The 15,983-nt window shown below is 66.3% G+C and carries 19 protein-coding genes; 8 read left to right on the top strand and 11 right to left on the bottom strand.

Translation table 11 applies throughout. The annotated features are described in order from the left end of the window. Positions 1–388 precede the first annotated feature (388 nt). On the top strand, positions 389–517 hold the full coding sequence (locus A5681_RS27985; RefSeq protein WP_269454966.1) for a hypothetical protein: 129 nt from the start codon (positions 389–391) through the stop codon (positions 515–517). A 217-nt stretch (positions 518–734) separates the two neighbouring features. Here the strand turns inward: A5681_RS27985 and ligD are convergent, their stop codons facing one another. Continuing rightward, entirely contained in the window at positions 735–1,772 is a 1,038-nt protein-coding gene (ligD, locus tag A5681_RS18600) for a non-homologous end-joining DNA ligase (protein ID WP_067278236.1), read from the bottom strand. Between the two features lie 26 nt (positions 1,773–1,798). Between ligD and A5681_RS18595 the strand changes: the two genes are divergently transcribed. Continuing rightward, complete coding sequence (locus A5681_RS18595) at positions 1,799–2,878, top strand: ATP-dependent DNA ligase (RefSeq protein ID WP_067278232.1); 1,080 nt, start codon at positions 1,799–1,801, stop codon at positions 2,876–2,878. A gap of 61 nt (positions 2,879–2,939) precedes the next feature. Here the strand turns inward: A5681_RS18595 and A5681_RS18590 are convergent, their stop codons facing one another. Next, entirely contained in the window at positions 2,940–3,230 is a 291-nt protein-coding gene (locus tag A5681_RS18590) for a CDGP domain-containing protein (protein ID WP_067278229.1), read from the bottom strand. Positions 3,231–3,374: 144 nt separating this feature from the next. On the opposite strand from A5681_RS18590, the gene A5681_RS18585 reads away from it, so the two are divergent. Beyond that, the gene (locus A5681_RS18585; protein ID WP_067278226.1) at positions 3,375–3,743 is read left to right on the top strand and encodes a hypothetical protein; all 369 of its coding nucleotides are present in this window, start codon (positions 3,375–3,377) and stop codon (positions 3,741–3,743) included. A 121-nt stretch (positions 3,744–3,864) separates the two neighbouring features. Here A5681_RS18585 and A5681_RS18580 read toward each other — a convergent pair whose 3' ends face one another. The 6 genes from A5681_RS18580 to A5681_RS18555 form a co-directional block, all read right to left on the bottom strand. Further along, positions 3,865–4,917 carry a hypothetical protein gene (locus A5681_RS18580; protein ID WP_067278222.1) on the bottom strand — a complete coding sequence of 351 codons (1,053 nt, stop codon included), beginning with the start codon at positions 4,915–4,917 and terminating at the stop codon, positions 3,865–3,867. A gap of 134 nt (positions 4,918–5,051) precedes the next feature. Further along, complete coding sequence (locus tag A5681_RS18575) at positions 5,052–6,287, bottom strand: cytochrome P450 (protein WP_067278218.1); 1,236 nt, start codon at positions 6,285–6,287, stop codon at positions 5,052–5,054. 46 nt (positions 6,288–6,333) lie between these two features. Beyond that, positions 6,334–6,819 carry an NUDIX domain-containing protein gene (locus tag A5681_RS18570; protein WP_067278214.1) on the bottom strand — a complete coding sequence of 162 codons (486 nt, stop codon included), beginning with the start codon at positions 6,817–6,819 and terminating at the stop codon, positions 6,334–6,336. Between the two features lie 7 nt (positions 6,820–6,826). Continuing rightward, positions 6,827–8,176: a WS/DGAT/MGAT family O-acyltransferase gene (locus A5681_RS18565; protein ID WP_067278210.1), complete on the bottom strand. Its 1,350-nt coding sequence runs from the start codon at positions 8,174–8,176 to the stop codon at positions 6,827–6,829. Positions 8,177–8,219: 43 nt separating this feature from the next. Continuing rightward, positions 8,220–8,606, bottom strand: a complete 387-nt coding sequence (locus A5681_RS18560) for a DUF1330 domain-containing protein (protein ID WP_067278206.1) — start codon at positions 8,604–8,606, stop codon at positions 8,220–8,222. An 8-nt stretch (positions 8,607–8,614) separates the two neighbouring features. After that, entirely contained in the window at positions 8,615–9,472 is an 858-nt protein-coding gene (locus A5681_RS18555) for an SDR family NAD(P)-dependent oxidoreductase (protein ID WP_067278203.1), read from the bottom strand. A gap of 99 nt (positions 9,473–9,571) precedes the next feature. On the opposite strand from A5681_RS18555, the gene A5681_RS18550 reads away from it, so the two are divergent. From A5681_RS18550 to A5681_RS18535, 4 genes are read left to right on the top strand one after another with little or no spacing between them, the layout of a single operon-like run. Next, positions 9,572–10,651 (top strand): dihydrodipicolinate reductase, encoded by a 1,080-nt coding sequence (locus A5681_RS18550; protein ID WP_067278199.1) that lies wholly within the window; start codon positions 9,572–9,574, stop codon positions 10,649–10,651. Further along, on the top strand, positions 10,648–11,148 hold the full coding sequence (locus A5681_RS18545) for a VOC family protein (protein ID WP_067278196.1): 501 nt from the start codon (positions 10,648–10,650) through the stop codon (positions 11,146–11,148). Before A5681_RS18550 ends, A5681_RS18545 begins: the two co-directional genes overlap by 4 nt. After that, the gene (locus A5681_RS18540) at positions 11,145–11,918 is read left to right on the top strand and encodes an SDR family NAD(P)-dependent oxidoreductase (RefSeq protein WP_067278191.1); all 774 of its coding nucleotides are present in this window, start codon (positions 11,145–11,147) and stop codon (positions 11,916–11,918) included. The genes A5681_RS18545 and A5681_RS18540 overlap by 4 nt, the downstream gene beginning before the upstream one ends. Further along, a complete protein-coding gene (locus tag A5681_RS18535; protein ID WP_067278188.1) occupies positions 11,915–12,517 on the top strand; it encodes a TetR/AcrR family transcriptional regulator in 603 nt (200 codons plus the stop codon). The genes A5681_RS18540 and A5681_RS18535 overlap by 4 nt, the downstream gene beginning before the upstream one ends. Here the strand turns inward: A5681_RS18535 and A5681_RS18530 are convergent, their stop codons facing one another. The 3 genes from A5681_RS18530 to A5681_RS18520 form a co-directional block, all read right to left on the bottom strand. Then, the gene (locus tag A5681_RS18530) at positions 12,518–13,504 is read right to left on the bottom strand and encodes a D-2-hydroxyacid dehydrogenase family protein (protein ID WP_067278185.1); all 987 of its coding nucleotides are present in this window, start codon (positions 13,502–13,504) and stop codon (positions 12,518–12,520) included. A gap of 99 nt (positions 13,505–13,603) precedes the next feature. Next, positions 13,604–13,834, bottom strand: coding sequence for an aldehyde dehydrogenase family protein (locus tag A5681_RS18525; protein WP_067278181.1), 231 nt, complete (start codon positions 13,832–13,834; stop codon positions 13,604–13,606). Positions 13,835–13,860: 26 nt separating this feature from the next. After that, complete coding sequence (locus tag A5681_RS18520; RefSeq protein WP_067278178.1) at positions 13,861–14,781, bottom strand: quinone oxidoreductase family protein; 921 nt, start codon at positions 14,779–14,781, stop codon at positions 13,861–13,863. A 133-nt stretch (positions 14,782–14,914) separates the two neighbouring features. Here A5681_RS18520 and A5681_RS18515 point away from each other — a divergent pair, with 133 nt between their 5' ends. Continuing rightward, positions 14,915–15,796 (top strand): PfkB family carbohydrate kinase, encoded by an 882-nt coding sequence (locus tag A5681_RS18515; RefSeq protein ID WP_067278175.1) that lies wholly within the window; start codon positions 14,915–14,917, stop codon positions 15,794–15,796. Positions 15,797–15,983 lie beyond the last annotated feature (187 nt).

Below are 15,983 nucleotides of genomic sequence, written 5' to 3'. Positions count from 1 at the left end.
GCCAGTCAGCGCCCCGACTGGATGCAACATGCGTGGTGTCAAATCGCTTGCAAGCGCTCCTTTGACCGCATGGCGGGACGGAAGTCCTTTTCCACCTTGAAACTTCGGCGTTTCGACGTTTAGACCTGCGAAAGCGATAGCCCCAACGGGTTCCGCTGTCTTCCCCAGCGGACCGTCGCGGTGTCGGCGCGACGGGAACGTTTAGATCTGCGGGACAACAGCATTGGACTGCAGCCGTTTCGCGGTCGCTTCGTCACGGTTTGCCATCCAAGCATCGATTTATGGCTTATATGCCGCAAAACCGCTGAATCCCATAGCATTCCGTATTGGGCTCACGTACTATAACGATCCTCGGGCGAAACATTTCTCCTCAACGAACGGAGTGGTCATGTCTCGTTTGAAGTACAAGGTTGTTCTGGGCCTGGTCCTGGCCGCCACCGCATTAACGAGTTCCGGATGCACGATCCCGACGTTCTCGTGCACCGGTGGTATCACCGGGGTCACCTGCACACCGTAGGGCGGTCGTCGCGCTGACTGGCACACTGCGCTGGGCGTGCCAGTCAGCGCGTACCGAAAGCGGCTGATAGCAGGGCGGTTTGGGAGGAAGCGCCTCAAGTGTCGGTCCCGATCTGCCTCGGCGTTTGATATTCGGCACCTCCCGTCACTGTGACAATTGGGCGATACCTGCTTGTAGCACAACTCCTTAACCCCGGCGCCCTCCGGGGAAGGTCGGCTCACTTCGAGTTGTTGTCCTTCTTCAAGTCCGTATCCCGGCTGGGCTGAACACGTTTGGGCTCCCCGGGCATCTTGGGATAGTTCGGCGGGTACGGCATGTCGCCGAGGCCGCGCTCTTCGTCGGCGTCGGCCATCTCCAACAAGGGCGCGATCGATTGCGCCACGTCATCCATTGCGCCCCAAGGGTCCTGGCGGCCCTTCACGAAGTTGGGCACAGTAGCCATGGTGTAGTCGTCGGGTTCCGCAGTGGCCAGCTCGTCCCACGTCAGCGGCGTCGACACCGTGGCGATCGGGGTGCGCCGCACCGAATACGCCGACGCCATGGTTCGGTCCCGGGCGTTCTGGTTGAAATCGATGAAGATGCGCTCGCCGCGCTCCTCCTTCCACCACGATGTGGTGACAGCATCGGGCGCGCGGCGCTCCACCTCGCGGGCGAGCGCGATGCCCGCGCGGCGCACCTCGACGAAATCCCAGTCCGTGGCGATCCGCAGAAAGACGTGAATGCCGCGCCCGCCGGACGTCTTCGGGTACCCGACCAGACCGAGTTCATCGAGCAACGGTCGCAACACATCGACCGCGACCGCCCGCGCCTGCTCGAAAGCGACGCCTGGTTGAGGATCCAGATCGATGCGCAACTCGTCGGGATGGTCGGTGTCCGGGCAGCGCACCTGCCACGGATGCAACGTGATGGTGCCCATCTGCGCCGCCCATACGATCGCCGAGGGGTGCGTCACCTTAAGCGCATCGGCGGTGCGCCCCGAGGGGAACGTCACCCGGCACGTCTCCAGATAGTCGGGATGGTGCTGCGGAATCCGCTTCTGGTAAATCTCCTCGCCGTCGATGCCGTCCGGAAACCGCTGCAGATGGGTGGGCCGGTCGCGCAGCGCGTCGAGCATCGGACCGCCCGCCACGGCGCGGTAGTACTCCACGAGCCGCCGTTTGGTGCCTTTGGCGCCCAACTTGGGGAAATAGACCTTGTCCGGATTGGTCAGGCGCACCGCAACACCGTCGACGTCGAGCTCTTCTGCAGCAGCCATACCAACGATTCCAGCACAATCGGCCTATGGACTTACCTGTCATGCCCCCGGTGTCGCCAATGCTGGCCAAGTCGGTGCGATCGATCCCGCCCGAAGCGTCATACGAACCCAAGTGGGACGGATTCAGGTCCATCTGTTTTCGCGACCGCGACGACGTGGAGCTGGGCAGTCGCAACGAGCGCCCGATGACACGGTATTTTCCCGAGCTGGTTGCCGCGGCGCGGGCCGAACTGCCCCAGCGCTGCGTGATCGACGGGGAGATCGTCATCGCCACCGACCACGGCCTGGATTTCGAGGCGCTACAACAACGGATCCACCCCGCTGATTCGCGGGTGCGGATGCTCGCCGAGGCGACACCCGCATCGTTCATCGCGTTCGACTTACTCGCACTCGGGGACGTCGATTACACGCGCCGACCGTTCACCGAGCGGCGCGCCGCCCTCGTCGACGCGTTGGCAGGTTCCGGCCCGTCGATCCATGTCACGCCGGCCACCACCGACATCGACCTCGCGCAGCGTTGGTTCGACGAATTCGAGGGGGCCGGCCTCGACGGTGTCGTGGCCAAGCCACTGACCGTGACCTATCAGCCCGACAAGCGCGTCATGTTCAAGATCAAGCACGAGCGCACCGCCGACTGCGTTGTGGCCGGCTATCGCGTGCACAAGTCCGGCGGCCCAGACGTTCAAGCGATCGGCTCGCTGCTGCTCGGGCTCTACCAGGACGATGGTCAGCTCGCCTCCGTCGGCGTGATCGGCGCCTTCCCCATGGCCGAGCGGCGGCGCCTATTCACCGAGTTGCAGCCGCTGGTCACCGATTTCGACGACCACCCGTGGAACTGGGCCGCCCATGAGGCCGGCGAGCGAACGCCGCGCAAGAACGAGTTCTCCCGCTGGAACGCTGGCAAAGACCTTTCGTTCGTCCCACTGCGGCCGGAGCGCGTGGTCGAGGTCCGCTACGACCACATGGAAGGCCGGCGCTTCCGGCACACCGCGCAATTCAACCGGTGGCGCCCGGATCGCGAACCCCGCTCGTGCACCTACGAACAACTCGAACAGCCGCTCACCTTCAGCCTCGGCGACATCGTGCCAGGCCTGGGCTCGGGCTAGCGGTGGTGTTCGCGAATCACGGTGCCAGTCCCGGTCCCAGGGAAATCGGCGAGCTGGAGGTTCAGCCGTCGATATGAGTCGGCGGGTCGGCGAAGGCCATATCGCCCGGGTGCTGGTCAGGGCCCATCAGGTCGCAGCGCTTATCCGGCACCAGGTAGGAGCTGGCGCCGTTCCAGATCAAGTGGGTGAATCCCACGCAACGTTGCCAGGTGCCGTCGGGCTGGACGGGGCCATCGCATTTGCTGAGAAAGGATCCGCCGTACTGGCAGCCTGCGGTGGCCGGTGGCGCCAAGGCGATCAACCCTCCGGCGGCCAGCACGGCGGCCAGTCCCGAGACGATGCAGTGCTTCATGGTTGTCTCCCGTTCACATCGCCGCTGGTCTGTCGCCGCGACCGGCACAGCCAGCACCAACGACGCTACCGCTTGTCCGCCGGCACGGCGGCCCAATCAAAGCGGGACGTTTAATGATCACCGCGGGCGGGCACGCGGACCGACATGTCAGTGACAGCGTTTCAGGATCTGCCGTTGGCCGACCGCGACCGCAAGTGGGATGGCGACGCGGCCGACAAGCGCGTGCGGAAGTGGGCCGGGGCCGAAGACGCGCCGAACCAGAAGTATCGCGACGCCCACGTTTGGTACGACAACGGCAAGAAGGACAACTTCACGGCATACAAATTGCTGATCGCCGATGTCGTGGGTGGCGATCTGAAGGCGGTGCCACGGGGGGTGATGGCGGCCGGCGCCATCATGGACGGAGCGCGCGGCGGCATCGACCTGCCGAAGGCGGATGTCGACCGGGTGAAGAGCCACCTGGCCAAGTACTACAAGAAGATGGGCGAGAGCCCGCCGTGGGAGCGCGGGTGAAACCGGCTCCTCGCCCAGCCGGCATTGCACCGGAGGCAGCGCCGGGCTCGGCAAATCCGATGTCTGCCGGGCGTTTCAGCTCGACAGCAAAGTAACGGCTTGCGGGTAGTTGGCCGGCCCGTCACAGGAAGGGGAGCAGCCGATCGACCGAATTCGGCTTCGTCACATTGGCCAGCTCGGCCTTGAATCCATCGAAGCCGCCACCCTTTTTCCTCGCTTCAGCGATCCGCCGCTGGGCATCGTCGGGGAGACGTTCCATTCGGTCGGGCTTGTCCCACAGTTCGATGGTTTGCACCACCCAGTACACGGCGAACTCCAGGATCAGCAGCGACTCCATGACCAATACCCATAACTCCCATCCTTGGTGCACGAGATGCGCTGTGACAATTGCGATTAACGTCACCAGCATCACGATGGCCATCGCCCTGTAGAACCGGCGATAAGCACGGTGATGAGATAGTTTCGACCCATCCTCTCGCTTGACGAGGTATCCGGTGCAGAACACCGTGGCAATGAATGCCGAGATGAGCAGGAACCCGGCTGCGCCGTGCGCCTGCTCCAGGAAGAACCTGTGGTCGAAGACGAAGGTAAACAGGCCGACCGCCATGATCAGCCAGAACAAACCTAACGCCAGTATGCCGCCCGGGCTTCTCGACTGCTCGGTACGATTGCGCGGGGCTTGCCACAAAACAAATCCCCAACCCAGAAGCAGACTGATGACCACCGCCCAGACGTTGGGCCGAGTGACGGCATCGACATCGTATTCGGGCGGCAGGTCAGCCCGCCCGCACAGTGACGAAGGCCGACCTTGCGGCACCATCGCGGCGATCAACGCGGATACCCCGGCCAAAGTCAACAACGCGTCCTCGGTGTCACTGCTCCCCTTGTACATGATGAACAGGGCGCCGAGCGCCAGCAATGCGGCGATGACGATGCTGTGCGCGGAGGTGTAATAGTAAGCGCTGATTGCCAATTGCCAACAAGTTGCTGTCAGCCTTTCGATGAGCACGGCAGCGGCGAGCATCACCATGATGACCACCATCCCGACGCGCAGGTCGCGGTAGACGGCGAGCGTAATCGGAACGAGACGCGGGCCGGCTGGTTGTGACGGCATCTTTCCGCCCTCGTTTCCTGCGTCGGGAGTACGCGGGTTCTTTTCGCTGTCCTTGGTCATGTCCGTCCTGCTTGTGGACTACCTCGTGCTATGGCTGACTACGCGGGATTTTAAGACTGTCCGTGCGTCGGCGTGCCCTAATTGCGTTGAAACTCCCGCTGCGGCGTTGCTTTAACGACGGCCCCCGGCGGCGGTCAGACCTCAACCATGAGCCGCGATAACCCCCGCAGCGTGACGTTGGCCTTGTACTCCGACTCGCCGTCCAGCCTGGCGTCGGGGAAGCGCGCCGCGATGGCCGACAGGGCGGCGGCCGCCTCCAGCCGCGCGAGGGGTGCGCCCAGGCAGTAGTGGGCTCCCCGTCCAAAACCTAAGTGCCGCAACGGTGTCCGCCGGGGATCGAAGGTGTCGGGCCGATCGAACTCCGCGGGGTCGCGGTGGGCCGCGGCGAGGAGCAACATCATGACGTCGCCGGCGGGCACCTCGGTCTCGCCAATCGTCATGTCGGCGAGAGCGATTCGGCCCACCAGTTGTACCGGCGGGTCGTAACGCAGGGTCTCTTCCACGATCGCCGATGCTCGACCCGCGTCGGCGCCCAGAGCGGTCCACTCCCCGGGATGCCGCAGCAACGCCAACACGGCGTTTCCGATCAGGTTCACCGTGGTCTCATGTCCGGCGATCAAGAGCAGATTGCAGGTCGCGACAATCTCGTCCTCGGTCAGCTGATCTCCGGACTCCTCCACTGCGATAAGCCCCGACAGCAGGTCGTCGCCGGGTTGCGAACGGCGGCGCTCGATCAGGCCGTGGAAGTATGCGCGCAGCCACGCAGCGGCCTGCTGTCGCTCGTTGGCCAGGGCCGGCGGCACACCGGTGATCGTCGAAAACGGGTCCAGCGCCTGAGCCAGCAACGCAGACGCGCGGCTGAATTGCGGCTCGTCGTCGAGCGGCACGCCGAGCAGCCGGCAGATCACCGCCACCGGCAGCGGGTAAGCGAAATCCGCGACGACGTCGAAGCGACCCTGTTCGGCGACCCGACCGAGCAAACCGTCGACCAGGGACCGGATATCGGGCTCCAGCGCACTCACGACCTTCGGCGCGAACGCCTTGCTGACCAGCCTGCGCAGCCGCGTGTGGTCGGGCGGATCGAGAAACAAGAAGCCCGGCGGACCCTGCCGCTGTGGCGCGGTGCCGGCCTCGGCCTGCCGCTTGGCGACCGTCGAATTGACGTTGTCGCTGCTCGACGAAGGGTGCCGCAACACTTCGTCGCAGTCGCGATAGCTCGAGAAGACGGCCAGGTTGGCATCCGGCAGCCGCAGCGCCCCGCCGTCGCGAAACTTCGCACAGAGCCGATACGGGTCGGGCCGGTTGGCCGGGTCCAGCAGCTGCAGCAGCAGCGCCTGGGATTCGGCTCGCTCGGTCGGCGCGGTCGTCATGCGGCCATTCTGCCCGTCGGCCCGACCCGACCGACGTCTACGCACGTCACGCGCCTTCGTGTGATCCCGCCAGGCCCGGGTCCGCCATCAGCCGGTCCAGAAAAGCGACCTGCCCCTTCAGCAGTTTGACGCGCGCCTGCGCCACCGAAAACCAGTCCACCCGATCGACTTCCGGGAATTCCCGCAGCCTGCCCGATCCCTTGGGCCACTCCAATTCGAAGGTGTTACTGCGCGCGCCGGTCACGTCCAGGTCGCTGTGGACGGCGAACGCCGTGACCACCTTCCCGCCGGACTGTTTCAGCTGGCCCAGCTCCAGCCGGGCCCCAAGCGGCACGGAAAGCCCCAGTTCCTCGGCGAACTCGCGTTGCGCGGCGACCCAGGGATCCTCGCCAGCGGTGTACTCCCCTTTGGGAATCGACCAGGCCCCATTGTCCTTTCGCGCCCAGAACGGGCCGCCCGGATGCGCGATCAGGACCTCGACGACGCCGCCGCGGGTCCGGTACAACAGCACACCCGCACTGAGCTTCGGCATTGGCTGATCAGGCCCCGACGGCGCATTCCAGGTCTTTGAGCGAGGACTCCAAATGCGCAAGCAGGCGCTGCAGGTGGGGCACGCTGCGCCGGCATCCCACCAGGCCGAAGTCCAGGTTGCCGGCGTTGTTGGACAGGGTGATGTTCAGCGCCTGGCCGTCCAGCGCGATGGACAGGGGGTAGTTGCCGTCGAGCCGGGCGCCCCCGTAGTAGATCGGCTGGGTAGGCCCGGGCACGTTGGAAATGATGATGTTGAACGGCGGTGACGTCGACGACACCCAGCCGGGGACGGCCGCCAGGGCCAGCGCTGACGTGTTGACCGCGGACAGCGCGAGCGCCTGAAAGCGCGGCAATTGTGAAAACACCTTCTTGTTGCTGCGCATCGACTCGCTGATGGTCTGCAGCCGCTGCGCGGGATCGTCGCTGTCGGTGGCGAGATTGCACAGAATGGCGCCGACGAGGTTGCCCCCGGCGTCCGCCTCGTCTTCGGTGCGAAGGCTGACCGGGACCATCGCGATCAGCGGGGTGTCGGGCAACGCGTTCTGCTCCAGTAGGTAGTAACGCAGGGCGCCTGAACACATCGCGAGGACGACATCGTTGACGGTCACGCCGGCGGCCTTCTTGACGCTTTTGATGCGGTCCAACGACCATGACTGCGCGGCGCAGCGGCGCGCGCCTCCGATCTTGACGTTCAGCATCGTGCGGGGGGCGCCGAAGGGCAATGTCAGTTGCTGCTCGAACAGGGCCGCGCGCGCCAATGACAGCGTCGACGGGGCAAGTGCCGCAACCGATCCGGCGGCATGTAGCACCGAGGCCAACGGGTTCCCCGGGCCGCTCTTGCGCTTGGATTTGGGCAGGCTCCAGGGCGCGCGGATCTCGCGGTCATTGGGGTCCAGCGACAACGCGCGCTGCATGAGTTTTTGTGCGGAGACGCCGTCGATGAGCGCGTGGTGGATTTTGGTGTAGACCGCGAACCGGCCGTCCTTGAGGCCCTCGACGATGTGCGTCTCCCACAGTGGGCGGTGGCGATCCAGCAGGCTGCTGTGCCAACGCGAAGTCAGCTCGAGCAGTTCACGGATCCGCCCCGGTGACGGGACCGCGGAGCGCCGGACGTGGTAATCGACGTCGACGTCTTTGTCATAGGACCAGCCCAGGTTGGCGATGCCGCCGACGAACGGGTGCTTGCGGAACGTGGGCTGAAAATCCTGCTGGGCGACCAAACGGTCGTAGAGCCCGCGGACGAAACCGCGGCCGGCGTCGCTGGGCAGCTCGTACAACTGCAAGCCGCCGACGTGCATGGGATGTTCCCGCGACTCTCCCAGCAGAAAAATCGCGTCGGTGGGCATCATCAGTTCCATCCACCAATTAGACGCGACGGGGGTGAAACCCGCTAGGACCTGCTCAATCGAAACTCAACGACCACGTCGAGGTCGCTATCAGGTCGCCGCGCTCCAGCGCCTCGATGCGATGCTCGTGGGCCTTCGCATACTCCGGGTCGCTCACCATGTCGATGAACGCCTGCGGCGACGGATACTCGACGATGAGAATCGCGTCCCACCAAGGCCGTTCGCCATCGCCGATCACGACGGTCGGTGCCGTCCCGGCATAGCGGACGACCGCGCCCGCGTGTTCCAGGTGGGGAATCACCGCCACGCCGTAGCGCTGGTAGGCCTCCACCCCGCCGGGGGTCTTGAACTTCAGCAGGTTGACCATCACCACCGGCTCATTCGCCGGGCGCGCGGCCAGGGCGGCGAACTGCTCGGCGGTCGGCTCCAGGGGATTGCGCATGGCCACGATTAGAGCAGATCCGTGATGGTTTTGAGGCCGGCGTCGTACAGCACACCGGGCAGCATCCCGCCGTCGTGCTCGATGGTGGTGCCGTTGACGAAGTCGGCGTCCCCACCGGCCAGAAACACGCACACCCTACCCACCTCCGCGGGCTCACCCGCACGGCGCAGCGGGACAGCAGCGAAATACTTTGCACCCGTTGGGTCGTCCTTGGGCAGAACGAAGGAACGGAAGTTCTCGGTCATGGTCGGTCCCAGCGCGATGCAGTTGACCCGCACCTTGGGGCCCCACTCCTCGGCCAGGGAGCGGGTGAGGTGGTTGAGCCCGCTCTTGGCGGCGCCGTAGGAAACCAACGTCGGGGATCCCGCCGGATGCCCGGCACCGCTGGAGATGTTGATGATGCAGCCGACGCCGTCCTGGGTGCGCATCTGCCGGTAGGCGCGGATCGCGAACCACAGCGGGCTGATCAGGTTCATCTGGACCGCGAAGGCGTGAAATAACGCCGTGCGCTCGTATTCGTCGTCGCTGCCGGGTGCGCCCTGAATGCGTTGCACCAGTTCGGGAATGCTCTCGACGTGCGGCGCCGGCACCGTGCCGCCGGCGTTGTTCACCAGGATGTCGATCCGGCCATGCTCCGCGACGACATCGGACACGAACGAGTCGATCGCGCGGTGGTCCCCTTGGTCGCAGACCTTTTGGGAGGCCCTGGCCGCCCAGTCGGGCTCGACACCGGGAATGGCGTCAAGGGGCGAGCGCGAACATCCGATGACGGTGGCACCTGCGCGAAGCAATTCGTGGGCGATCCCGACGCCCACTCCGCGGCTGGTTCCGGTGACGACCGCAACCTTGCCGTCCAGGACGCTCATGACAGGCCTTCCTACCCGAAGCCGTTGTTGACAGTCACTGTCAGCGGGTCATACTGTGCCATTTCGGTCGTTGGCGTGTAAAGCATCGGAGGTCAGGAGATGAGCAGTCCGTCCAAGCTTCGCGTCATCCAGTGGGCGACCGGAGGCGTCGGCAAGGCGGCCATCGGTTGCGTCCTGAACCATCCCCAGCTGGAGTTGGCCGGCTGCTGGGTACACAGCGCCGAGAAGAACGGTGTCGACGTCGGCCGGATCCTGGGCACTGACGACCTCGGCGTCACCGCCACGTCCAGCGTCGAGGAGATCCTTGCGCTCGATGCCGACTGTGTCGTGTACAGCCCGCTGGTGCCGAACGACGACGAAGTCATCGCGATCCTGCGGTCCGGCAAGAACGTGGTCACCCCCGTCGGCTGGGTATACCCGGACCCGAACAACTCGCGGCACCAGGCCGTCGCGGAAGCGGCGGCCGCTGCCGGAGTGACCCTGCACGGCTCGGGGATCCACCCCGGGGGCATCACCGAACGATTCCCGCTGATGCTCTCTTCGCTTTCCTCGGCCGTCACCCACATCCGGGCGGAGGAATTCTCCGACATCCGCACCTACAACGCCCCGGACGTCGTGCGCCACATCATGGGGTTTGGCGGCACCCCCGAGGAGGCCATGCAGGGCCCCATGGCCAGCCTGCTCGAGGCGGGCTTCAAGCAGTCGGTGCGAATGATCGCCGATCACATGGGATTCCGCATTGATCCGAACATCCGGACTATCCAGGACGTCGCCGTGGCGACCGCCGACATCGATTACGCGCCGTTCCCGATCACCACCGGAATGGTGGCCGCGCGCCGCTTCCGCTGGCAGGCGCTCGTGGACGGTGAACCGGTTATCACGGCGGCGGTCAACTGGTTGATGGGTGAGGAAAACCTGGATCCCGGCTGGGATTTCGGCGGGCGCGGCGAGCGCTTCGAGGTCGAGATCACCGGTGACCCGACCGTGAGCCTCACCTTCAAGGGCCTTCAGCCCGAAACGATTGCCGAGGGCCTGGTGAAGAATCCGGGCGTGGTGGCTACGGCCAACCATTGCGTCAATGCCATCCCCGACGTCTGCGCCGCCGAGCCCGGGATCAAGACCTATCTCGATCTGCCCCTGTTCGCCGGGCGCCCGGCTCCCGGTCTCGCCGCGTCATGACCGGCGTCCTCGGTGAGGTCTCGTTCTGTCATTTCGTGGTCGGTGTGACGGACATGGATCGCGCCTTGGGCTTCTACCGTGACCTGCTCGGGATGGAGGTCGTGTTCGAAACCCTCATCTCCGGTGAGCCTTTCGATGCGGCGCTGCACGCCACCCGGAAGCAGGAGGGTCGGGTGGTGGGCGGACTGCTGGGTGGGGTGATGGTCGAGTTGCTGTCGCTGGGTGCCGGTGCGCCGGATCATGAGCCGGCCCGTCGCAGCACCACCGGTATCCACAACGTGTCCTTGTCGGTGACCGATCTCGATGAGGCCCACCGGCGGGTCACCGCGGCCGGGTACACACCCGACCAGGTGCCCTTCGAAATCGGCGGGGTGCGAATGTTTTTCGTCAAAGATCCCGACGGGACCGCGGTCGAGTTCATCGAACTGCCCGACGGTGCCCGCAGCACCTACGAGATGCACCGCGGGGTGCCGCTACGGCTGGGACCGGTCGAATGACCTACTCGCACCCCTCGTCGATGCAGGGCCACGTCGCGGTGGTGACCGGCGCCGCGCAGGGCGTCGGTAGGGGTGTCGCCGCCGCGCTGCTGGAACGCGGCGCCTCGGTGCTGCTGGTCGACATTCAGGACGAGTTGCTGGGCAAGACGACCGCAGAGCTGTCGTCGTTGGGACGCGTCGAGAAGGTGACGGCCGACCTGCGCGACCCGGACAGCGCCCAACGCATCGTGGCGGCAGCGGTCGACGCCTTCGGCGCCGTTCATGGCCTGGTCAACAACGCGATCGCCACCAACGAACCGAAGGCGTTCGTCGACATCACCATGGAGGATTTCGCGCTTGGTCACGACGTCGGGCCGCGGGCGACCTTCCTGCTCATGCAGGCCGTGCATCCGGTGATGGTCGCGGCGGGGGGCGGGTCGATCGTCAACCTGGGCTCGGGGACGGGTACCGGCGGTGAACCCAAATGGGGTGGCTACGCCGCCGCCAAGGAGGCCATTCGGGGCCTGTCGAAGGTCGCCGCGCTGGAGTGGGGCCGTGACAACATCCGGGTCAACGTCATCTGCCCCTTCGCCGAATCGGACGGCGTCAAGTTCTGGAAGTCGTTCGCGCCCAAGGAGTACGAAAAGGCGGTAGGACGCGTGCCGATGAAGCGCATCGGCGATGTCCGCACCGACGTCGGCGCGCTGGTGGCTTTCTTACTCGGCACCGACGCGACGTTCATCACCGGGCAGACCATCCACGTCGACGGTGGAATCGGCTGCTTCCGGTGAGCGGGCAGTCGCTGCGCGATCGGCAGCGGGCACAGATCCGGGCCGACATCAGGCGCGCGGCGTTCCGGTTGTTCGTCGAACGCGGGTACGACGCCGTGACCACGGAGGAAATCGCCGCCGCCGCCGGCGTTTCCCAGCGAACCTTCTTCCGGCACGTACCGACGAAGGAAGAGCTGTTGCTCGCCCCGGTCCGCCATGGTGGCGCCGCGATCGTGAACCTCCTCGAACAACGGCCCGCCAACGAGTCCCCGGACATCGCGTTGATCAACGCCATCGTCACGCGCACCCGGTCCTTCGAGCAGGCCGACACCGACGAATGGCGAGAGGCGCTGCTGGTGGCCCCCGACCTGCTTCGCAAGGTCACGGTGCACACGCCCGCCGACAAGGAGCGGGCGGCAAAGCTGATCGCCGAGCGCATGGGCGTAAACCCCGACATCGACATCCGCCCCGGCCTGCTGGTCCATTTAGCCTTTGCCGCAGCAGATTTCGGCTTTCAGCGGTGGGTGCGACAGTCCGGGCGCCCCTGGTCGCTGGACCGTTATGTCACCGAGGCTCTCGAAGCGGTCAAGAGTCCGCACTGGAGGCGCAAGCGCGGCTGATCAACCGGGGTTGGCGATCCGAACCGGGGTCCCATCCAGCCAGGCGACCACCGCCTCCACGGTGTCGGCGTAAAAGGCGCTGAGCATTTCGCGGGTGACGTACCCCAGGTGCGGCGACAGGGTGACGTTCGGGAGCCGCCGCAGCGGATGCTCGGGCGGCAGCGGTTCGACGTCGTAGACGTCGAGCCCGGCACCGGCGAGGTGTCCCGCATTCAACGCCGCGATCAGCGCGGCCTCGTCGACGATCGGTCCCCGCGACGTGTTGATCAGGTAGGCGTGCGGTTTCATCAGGGCAAGTTCGGACTGGCCTACCAGCCCTCGCGTGCGTTCCGACAGCACGACGTGAATGGAGACCACGTCGGACTCCTCGAACAGCGCCGCCTTCTCGACCCGGCGCGCCCCAGCGGCCGCGGCGGCGTCCGCGGTGAGATTTTGGCTCCACGCAACGACTTCCATGCCGAACACCCGCCCGTATTCGGCCATCCGCTTGCCCACCCGCCCCAGGCCCAGTAGCCCGAGTGTCTTGCCCGACAGCGTGAGGCCGGTCGTGGTCTGCCAGCCGCCGTCTCGCATGCGGCGGTGTTCCTCAGCCAGGTTGCGCACCGTGGCGATCAACAATCCCCAGGCGAATTCGGGGGTGGCGTCGTGCACGGAGCGAAAGCGTGGATGGGCGAAGTCGGAGTGGGCGACGAGGATCCCCCGCTCGGTGGCCGCGGCCAGGTCCAGGTTGGGCAGGCTCCTACCGACGATGGTGATCAGCTTCAGGTTCGGCAGCCGTTCGAGCAGCGTCCGCGGCAGCGCCATCCGCTCACGCATGGTGCAGATCACGTCGAACGGCCGCAGCGCCTTGACGGCTTCGTCCTCGTCGAGGTGCCGGTCGAAAACGGTCACGCGGGAACGGGTTTGCACCGGCGACCAGTCGGCGAGCCGCAGCGCCGCGCCCGCGTAGTCGTCCAGAATCGCCACTTGGGGCCTGGGGTCACCCATCCCACCATTGAAGCACCGACCGCATGCCCCGCTGGTGTTGCGTCGGCTCGCTCTCGTAGTGCTCGCGACGCTATGGTCGATCGGTGGCGCGGCTCGCGGCTAGATCGCGTACTCACGCGGCCGGTGCTGCACGGACGCCCAGCGCTCGGTGGTGAACTCGTCGATGGCCCATTGACCGCCGAACCGGCCCACTCCCGAGGCCTTTTCACCACCGAAGGCCGTGTTGGCGTCGTCGTTGACCGGCGTGTCGTTGACGTCCCCGCTCCAGGGGTCGGTGTCGGCCCGGCTCTCGCCCGCCGGGCCGGCGCGCCATCGGGTGCCGATCGGCATGGTGTTGAACGGCGCCTAGCGGCCGGTCACGGCGCCACGGCGATCTTGACGTGCGGCCCCGACTGTTGCTCGCGCCAAGCCTGTGCGGCTTCCTCCAGCGAGTAGCGGCGGCTGTCTACGTGAATCCGACCTTCGGCAGCATATTTGGTGATCTCCGCATAGCCGGCCCGCAGCACGTCGGGCGCCATGGCGTCGTTGAGATGGCCGACGTGGGTGCGGCCGGTCAACGAGCGGAACGGCACCTCGGCCGTCGGTCCGGCTCCCTCGCCGACGGTGATCAGCGTCGCACCGTTGGCGGTGGCGTCCAACGCGGCGAGAAAGGGCTTGCCGTAGACGAGGTCGATCACGACGTCGTAGCCGTCACCGGACTCTTTTCGCAACGCTGCGGCGTCGTCGTCGCCACCCAATTGCACCGTGGCATCGGCACCCAAGTCGCGAGTCTGCTCCAGCGCCTCGGGGTTGCGGCCCGCACCGATTACTCGGCCCGCGCCCAGGAGTTTGGCCACCTGCACGGCGATGCGTCCCACCACTCCGGTGGCACCAAGGACCAGCACCGTCTCGCCGTGCGACACGTCGGCATGCCGCGTCAGTGGCAACCACGCGGCCAATCCGGCTATGCCGCATGCCACGGCGACGTCGTCGTCGAGTTCGTCGGGAACGGGAAATGTCTTGGCGGGATTGACGGGACAGCGCTGCGCCCACGACCCGAACGGATCCGGCGGGGCGTTGAAGTAGATCCGCTTGCCGTCGAGCGTGCCGATGCCCTCTCGGCCGACTACCGACGGCGTCGTCGGTTGACCCATTTTTCCCGAAGCCAGCAGGATGTCCACGGGATTGCAGCCGGCCAGCACCACTTCCGCGATTTCGCTGTGGGGATAGCCCTGGGGCTCATCGAAATCGCGAACCTTCGGAATATCCCCCGCCGCTTCTAGGACTGCCGCACGCATGTATCGCCTCCCGTTTCGTTCAAAGCGCTCGATGTGCGCTCAGGCAGGATTGCCGCCGAAGGCCGCTCGAAACGGCGGATCGCAGACCGATCGCCCGATGTGACATCGGACGAAAAACGGGCACCTTGTACCCATGGGTGTTGTGGTGATCGGCCAGATCGCGCGCGACTTGGTGCTGTGCACCGACGGGCCGCCGACCGCCGGAAAATCCACCGAGATACTGCAGCGCAGGGAGTTGCTGGGTGGCAAGGGTGCCAATCAGGCGGTCGGTCTCGCGCAGCTCGGCGTGCCGGTCGCGCTCATTGGCGTGGTGGGTGACGACCACGCAGGGGCGGTGGTCGCGCAGCAGGCCCAACGGGACGGCATCGACATCGGCGGCGTCGTGCGCCGCGGCGTGACAGCGCTTTTGATCGATGTCGTGGGGCGACCGCCCGAGCGGATGCTGCTGGAGGACGTACCGCAGAGCTCGCTCGTCCGGGTGTCCGATCTGGACTATGCGGCCGCGTGGGACACCGCCGACACCGTGTCCATCCAACTGCAGCAACCGCCGGCGACGGCTCTGGAGGCGGCGCAGCGTGCGCGGGATCGCGGACTGCGGGTGGTGGCGGATGGCGTGCCGGCCCCCCGGATTCGGGCCGACCTGCTCGCGTCGGTGGACGTACTACGCGCCGATGCCACCGAGGCCGCGCTGATCGCGGGCGAGGAGATCGCCACCGTCGAAAAGGCTTTCGCGTTGGCCGACAACCTGCTCGGCGCCGGTCCCGAATTGGTTGCCCTCGCGGTGCCTGACGTCGGTGACCTGCTGGCGTGGAAGGGCGGGAGCGAGCTGTTCGAATTCGGCGATGTGGATGTGGTGGATCCGACCGGCGCCGGCGACGCCTTCGTGGCGGGGCTGATCGCCGCGCTGCGCGACGGCGCCGAACCCCGGCAGGCGGGCAGGCGCGCATCGGCGGCCGCAAGCGCCACGGTCCAGCGCCTCGGTGGGCGGCCGGACCTCAGCGGGCTCAGGGCGTGACCGCGGGGCGCCCAGCGTCTCCTCCACCGTCTACGTCTAACAGTTGGTGCCCGATATGCAACCGCTGTCGGGGGCGCGCTGGGTGCTGGTCGGCGGCGGAGGCGCCGCAGCCGACCAACCCGGTCAGTGCGGCGCGGGACTGCCCGCGAGCGGTGCGCCCGCCGCGCCTAGCCTCCCCACGTCAACC

It is taken from the genome of Mycobacterium scrofulaceum, from assembly GCF_001667885.1.
In the GTDB taxonomy this organism is placed as follows: Bacteria; Actinomycetota; Actinomycetes; order Mycobacteriales; family Mycobacteriaceae; genus Mycobacterium; species Mycobacterium scrofulaceum_C.
The sequence above is the reverse complement of the archived record's forward strand: the minus strand, read 5'-3'. Positions and strand labels throughout refer to the sequence as shown.

Bases quoted from the DNA above. Each gene is read 5' to 3' on its own strand.
- A5681_RS18585 (WP_067278226.1), top strand. From the start codon at position 3,375: ATGTCAGTGACAGCGTTTCAGGATCTGCCGTTGGCCGACCGCGACCGC.
- A5681_RS18550 (WP_067278199.1), top strand. From the start codon at position 9,572: ATGAGCAGTCCGTCCAAGCTTCGCGTCATCCAGTGGGCGACCGGAGGC.
- A5681_RS18540 (WP_067278191.1), top strand. From the start codon at position 11,145: ATGACCTACTCGCACCCCTCGTCGATGCAGGGCCACGTCGCGGTGGTG.
- A5681_RS18545 (WP_067278196.1), top strand. From the start codon at position 10,648: ATGACCGGCGTCCTCGGTGAGGTCTCGTTCTGTCATTTCGTGGTCGGT.
- A5681_RS18580 (WP_067278222.1), bottom strand. From the start codon at position 4,917: ATGACCAAGGACAGCGAAAAGAACCCGCGTACTCCCGACGCAGGAAAC.
- A5681_RS18565 (WP_067278210.1), bottom strand. From the start codon at position 8,176: ATGGAACTGATGATGCCCACCGACGCGATTTTTCTGCTGGGAGAGTCG.
- A5681_RS18520 (WP_067278178.1), bottom strand. From the start codon at position 14,781: ATGCGTGCGGCAGTCCTAGAAGCGGCGGGGGATATTCCGAAGGTTCGC.
- A5681_RS18530 (WP_067278185.1), bottom strand. From the start codon at position 13,504: ATGGGTGACCCCAGGCCCCAAGTGGCGATTCTGGACGACTACGCGGGC.
- A5681_RS18515 (WP_067278175.1), top strand. From the start codon at position 14,915: ATGGGTGTTGTGGTGATCGGCCAGATCGCGCGCGACTTGGTGCTGTGC.
- ligD (WP_067278236.1), bottom strand. From the start codon at position 1,772: ATGGCTGCTGCAGAAGAGCTCGACGTCGACGGTGTTGCGGTGCGCCTG.
- A5681_RS18590 (WP_067278229.1), bottom strand. From the start codon at position 3,230: ATGAAGCACTGCATCGTCTCGGGACTGGCCGCCGTGCTGGCCGCCGGA.
- A5681_RS18595 (WP_067278232.1), top strand. From the start codon at position 1,799: ATGGACTTACCTGTCATGCCCCCGGTGTCGCCAATGCTGGCCAAGTCG.
- A5681_RS18555 (WP_067278203.1), bottom strand. From the start codon at position 9,472: ATGAGCGTCCTGGACGGCAAGGTTGCGGTCGTCACCGGAACCAGCCGC.
- A5681_RS18570 (WP_067278214.1), bottom strand. From the start codon at position 6,819: ATGCCGAAGCTCAGTGCGGGTGTGCTGTTGTACCGGACCCGCGGCGGC.
- A5681_RS18560 (WP_067278206.1), bottom strand. From the start codon at position 8,606: ATGCGCAATCCCCTGGAGCCGACCGCCGAGCAGTTCGCCGCCCTGGCC.
- A5681_RS18575 (WP_067278218.1), bottom strand. From the start codon at position 6,287: ATGACGACCGCGCCGACCGAGCGAGCCGAATCCCAGGCGCTGCTGCTG.
- A5681_RS18525 (WP_067278181.1), bottom strand. From the start codon at position 13,834: ATGCCGATCGGCACCCGATGGCGCGCCGGCCCGGCGGGCGAGAGCCGG.
- A5681_RS27985 (WP_269454966.1), top strand. From the start codon at position 389: ATGTCTCGTTTGAAGTACAAGGTTGTTCTGGGCCTGGTCCTGGCCGCC.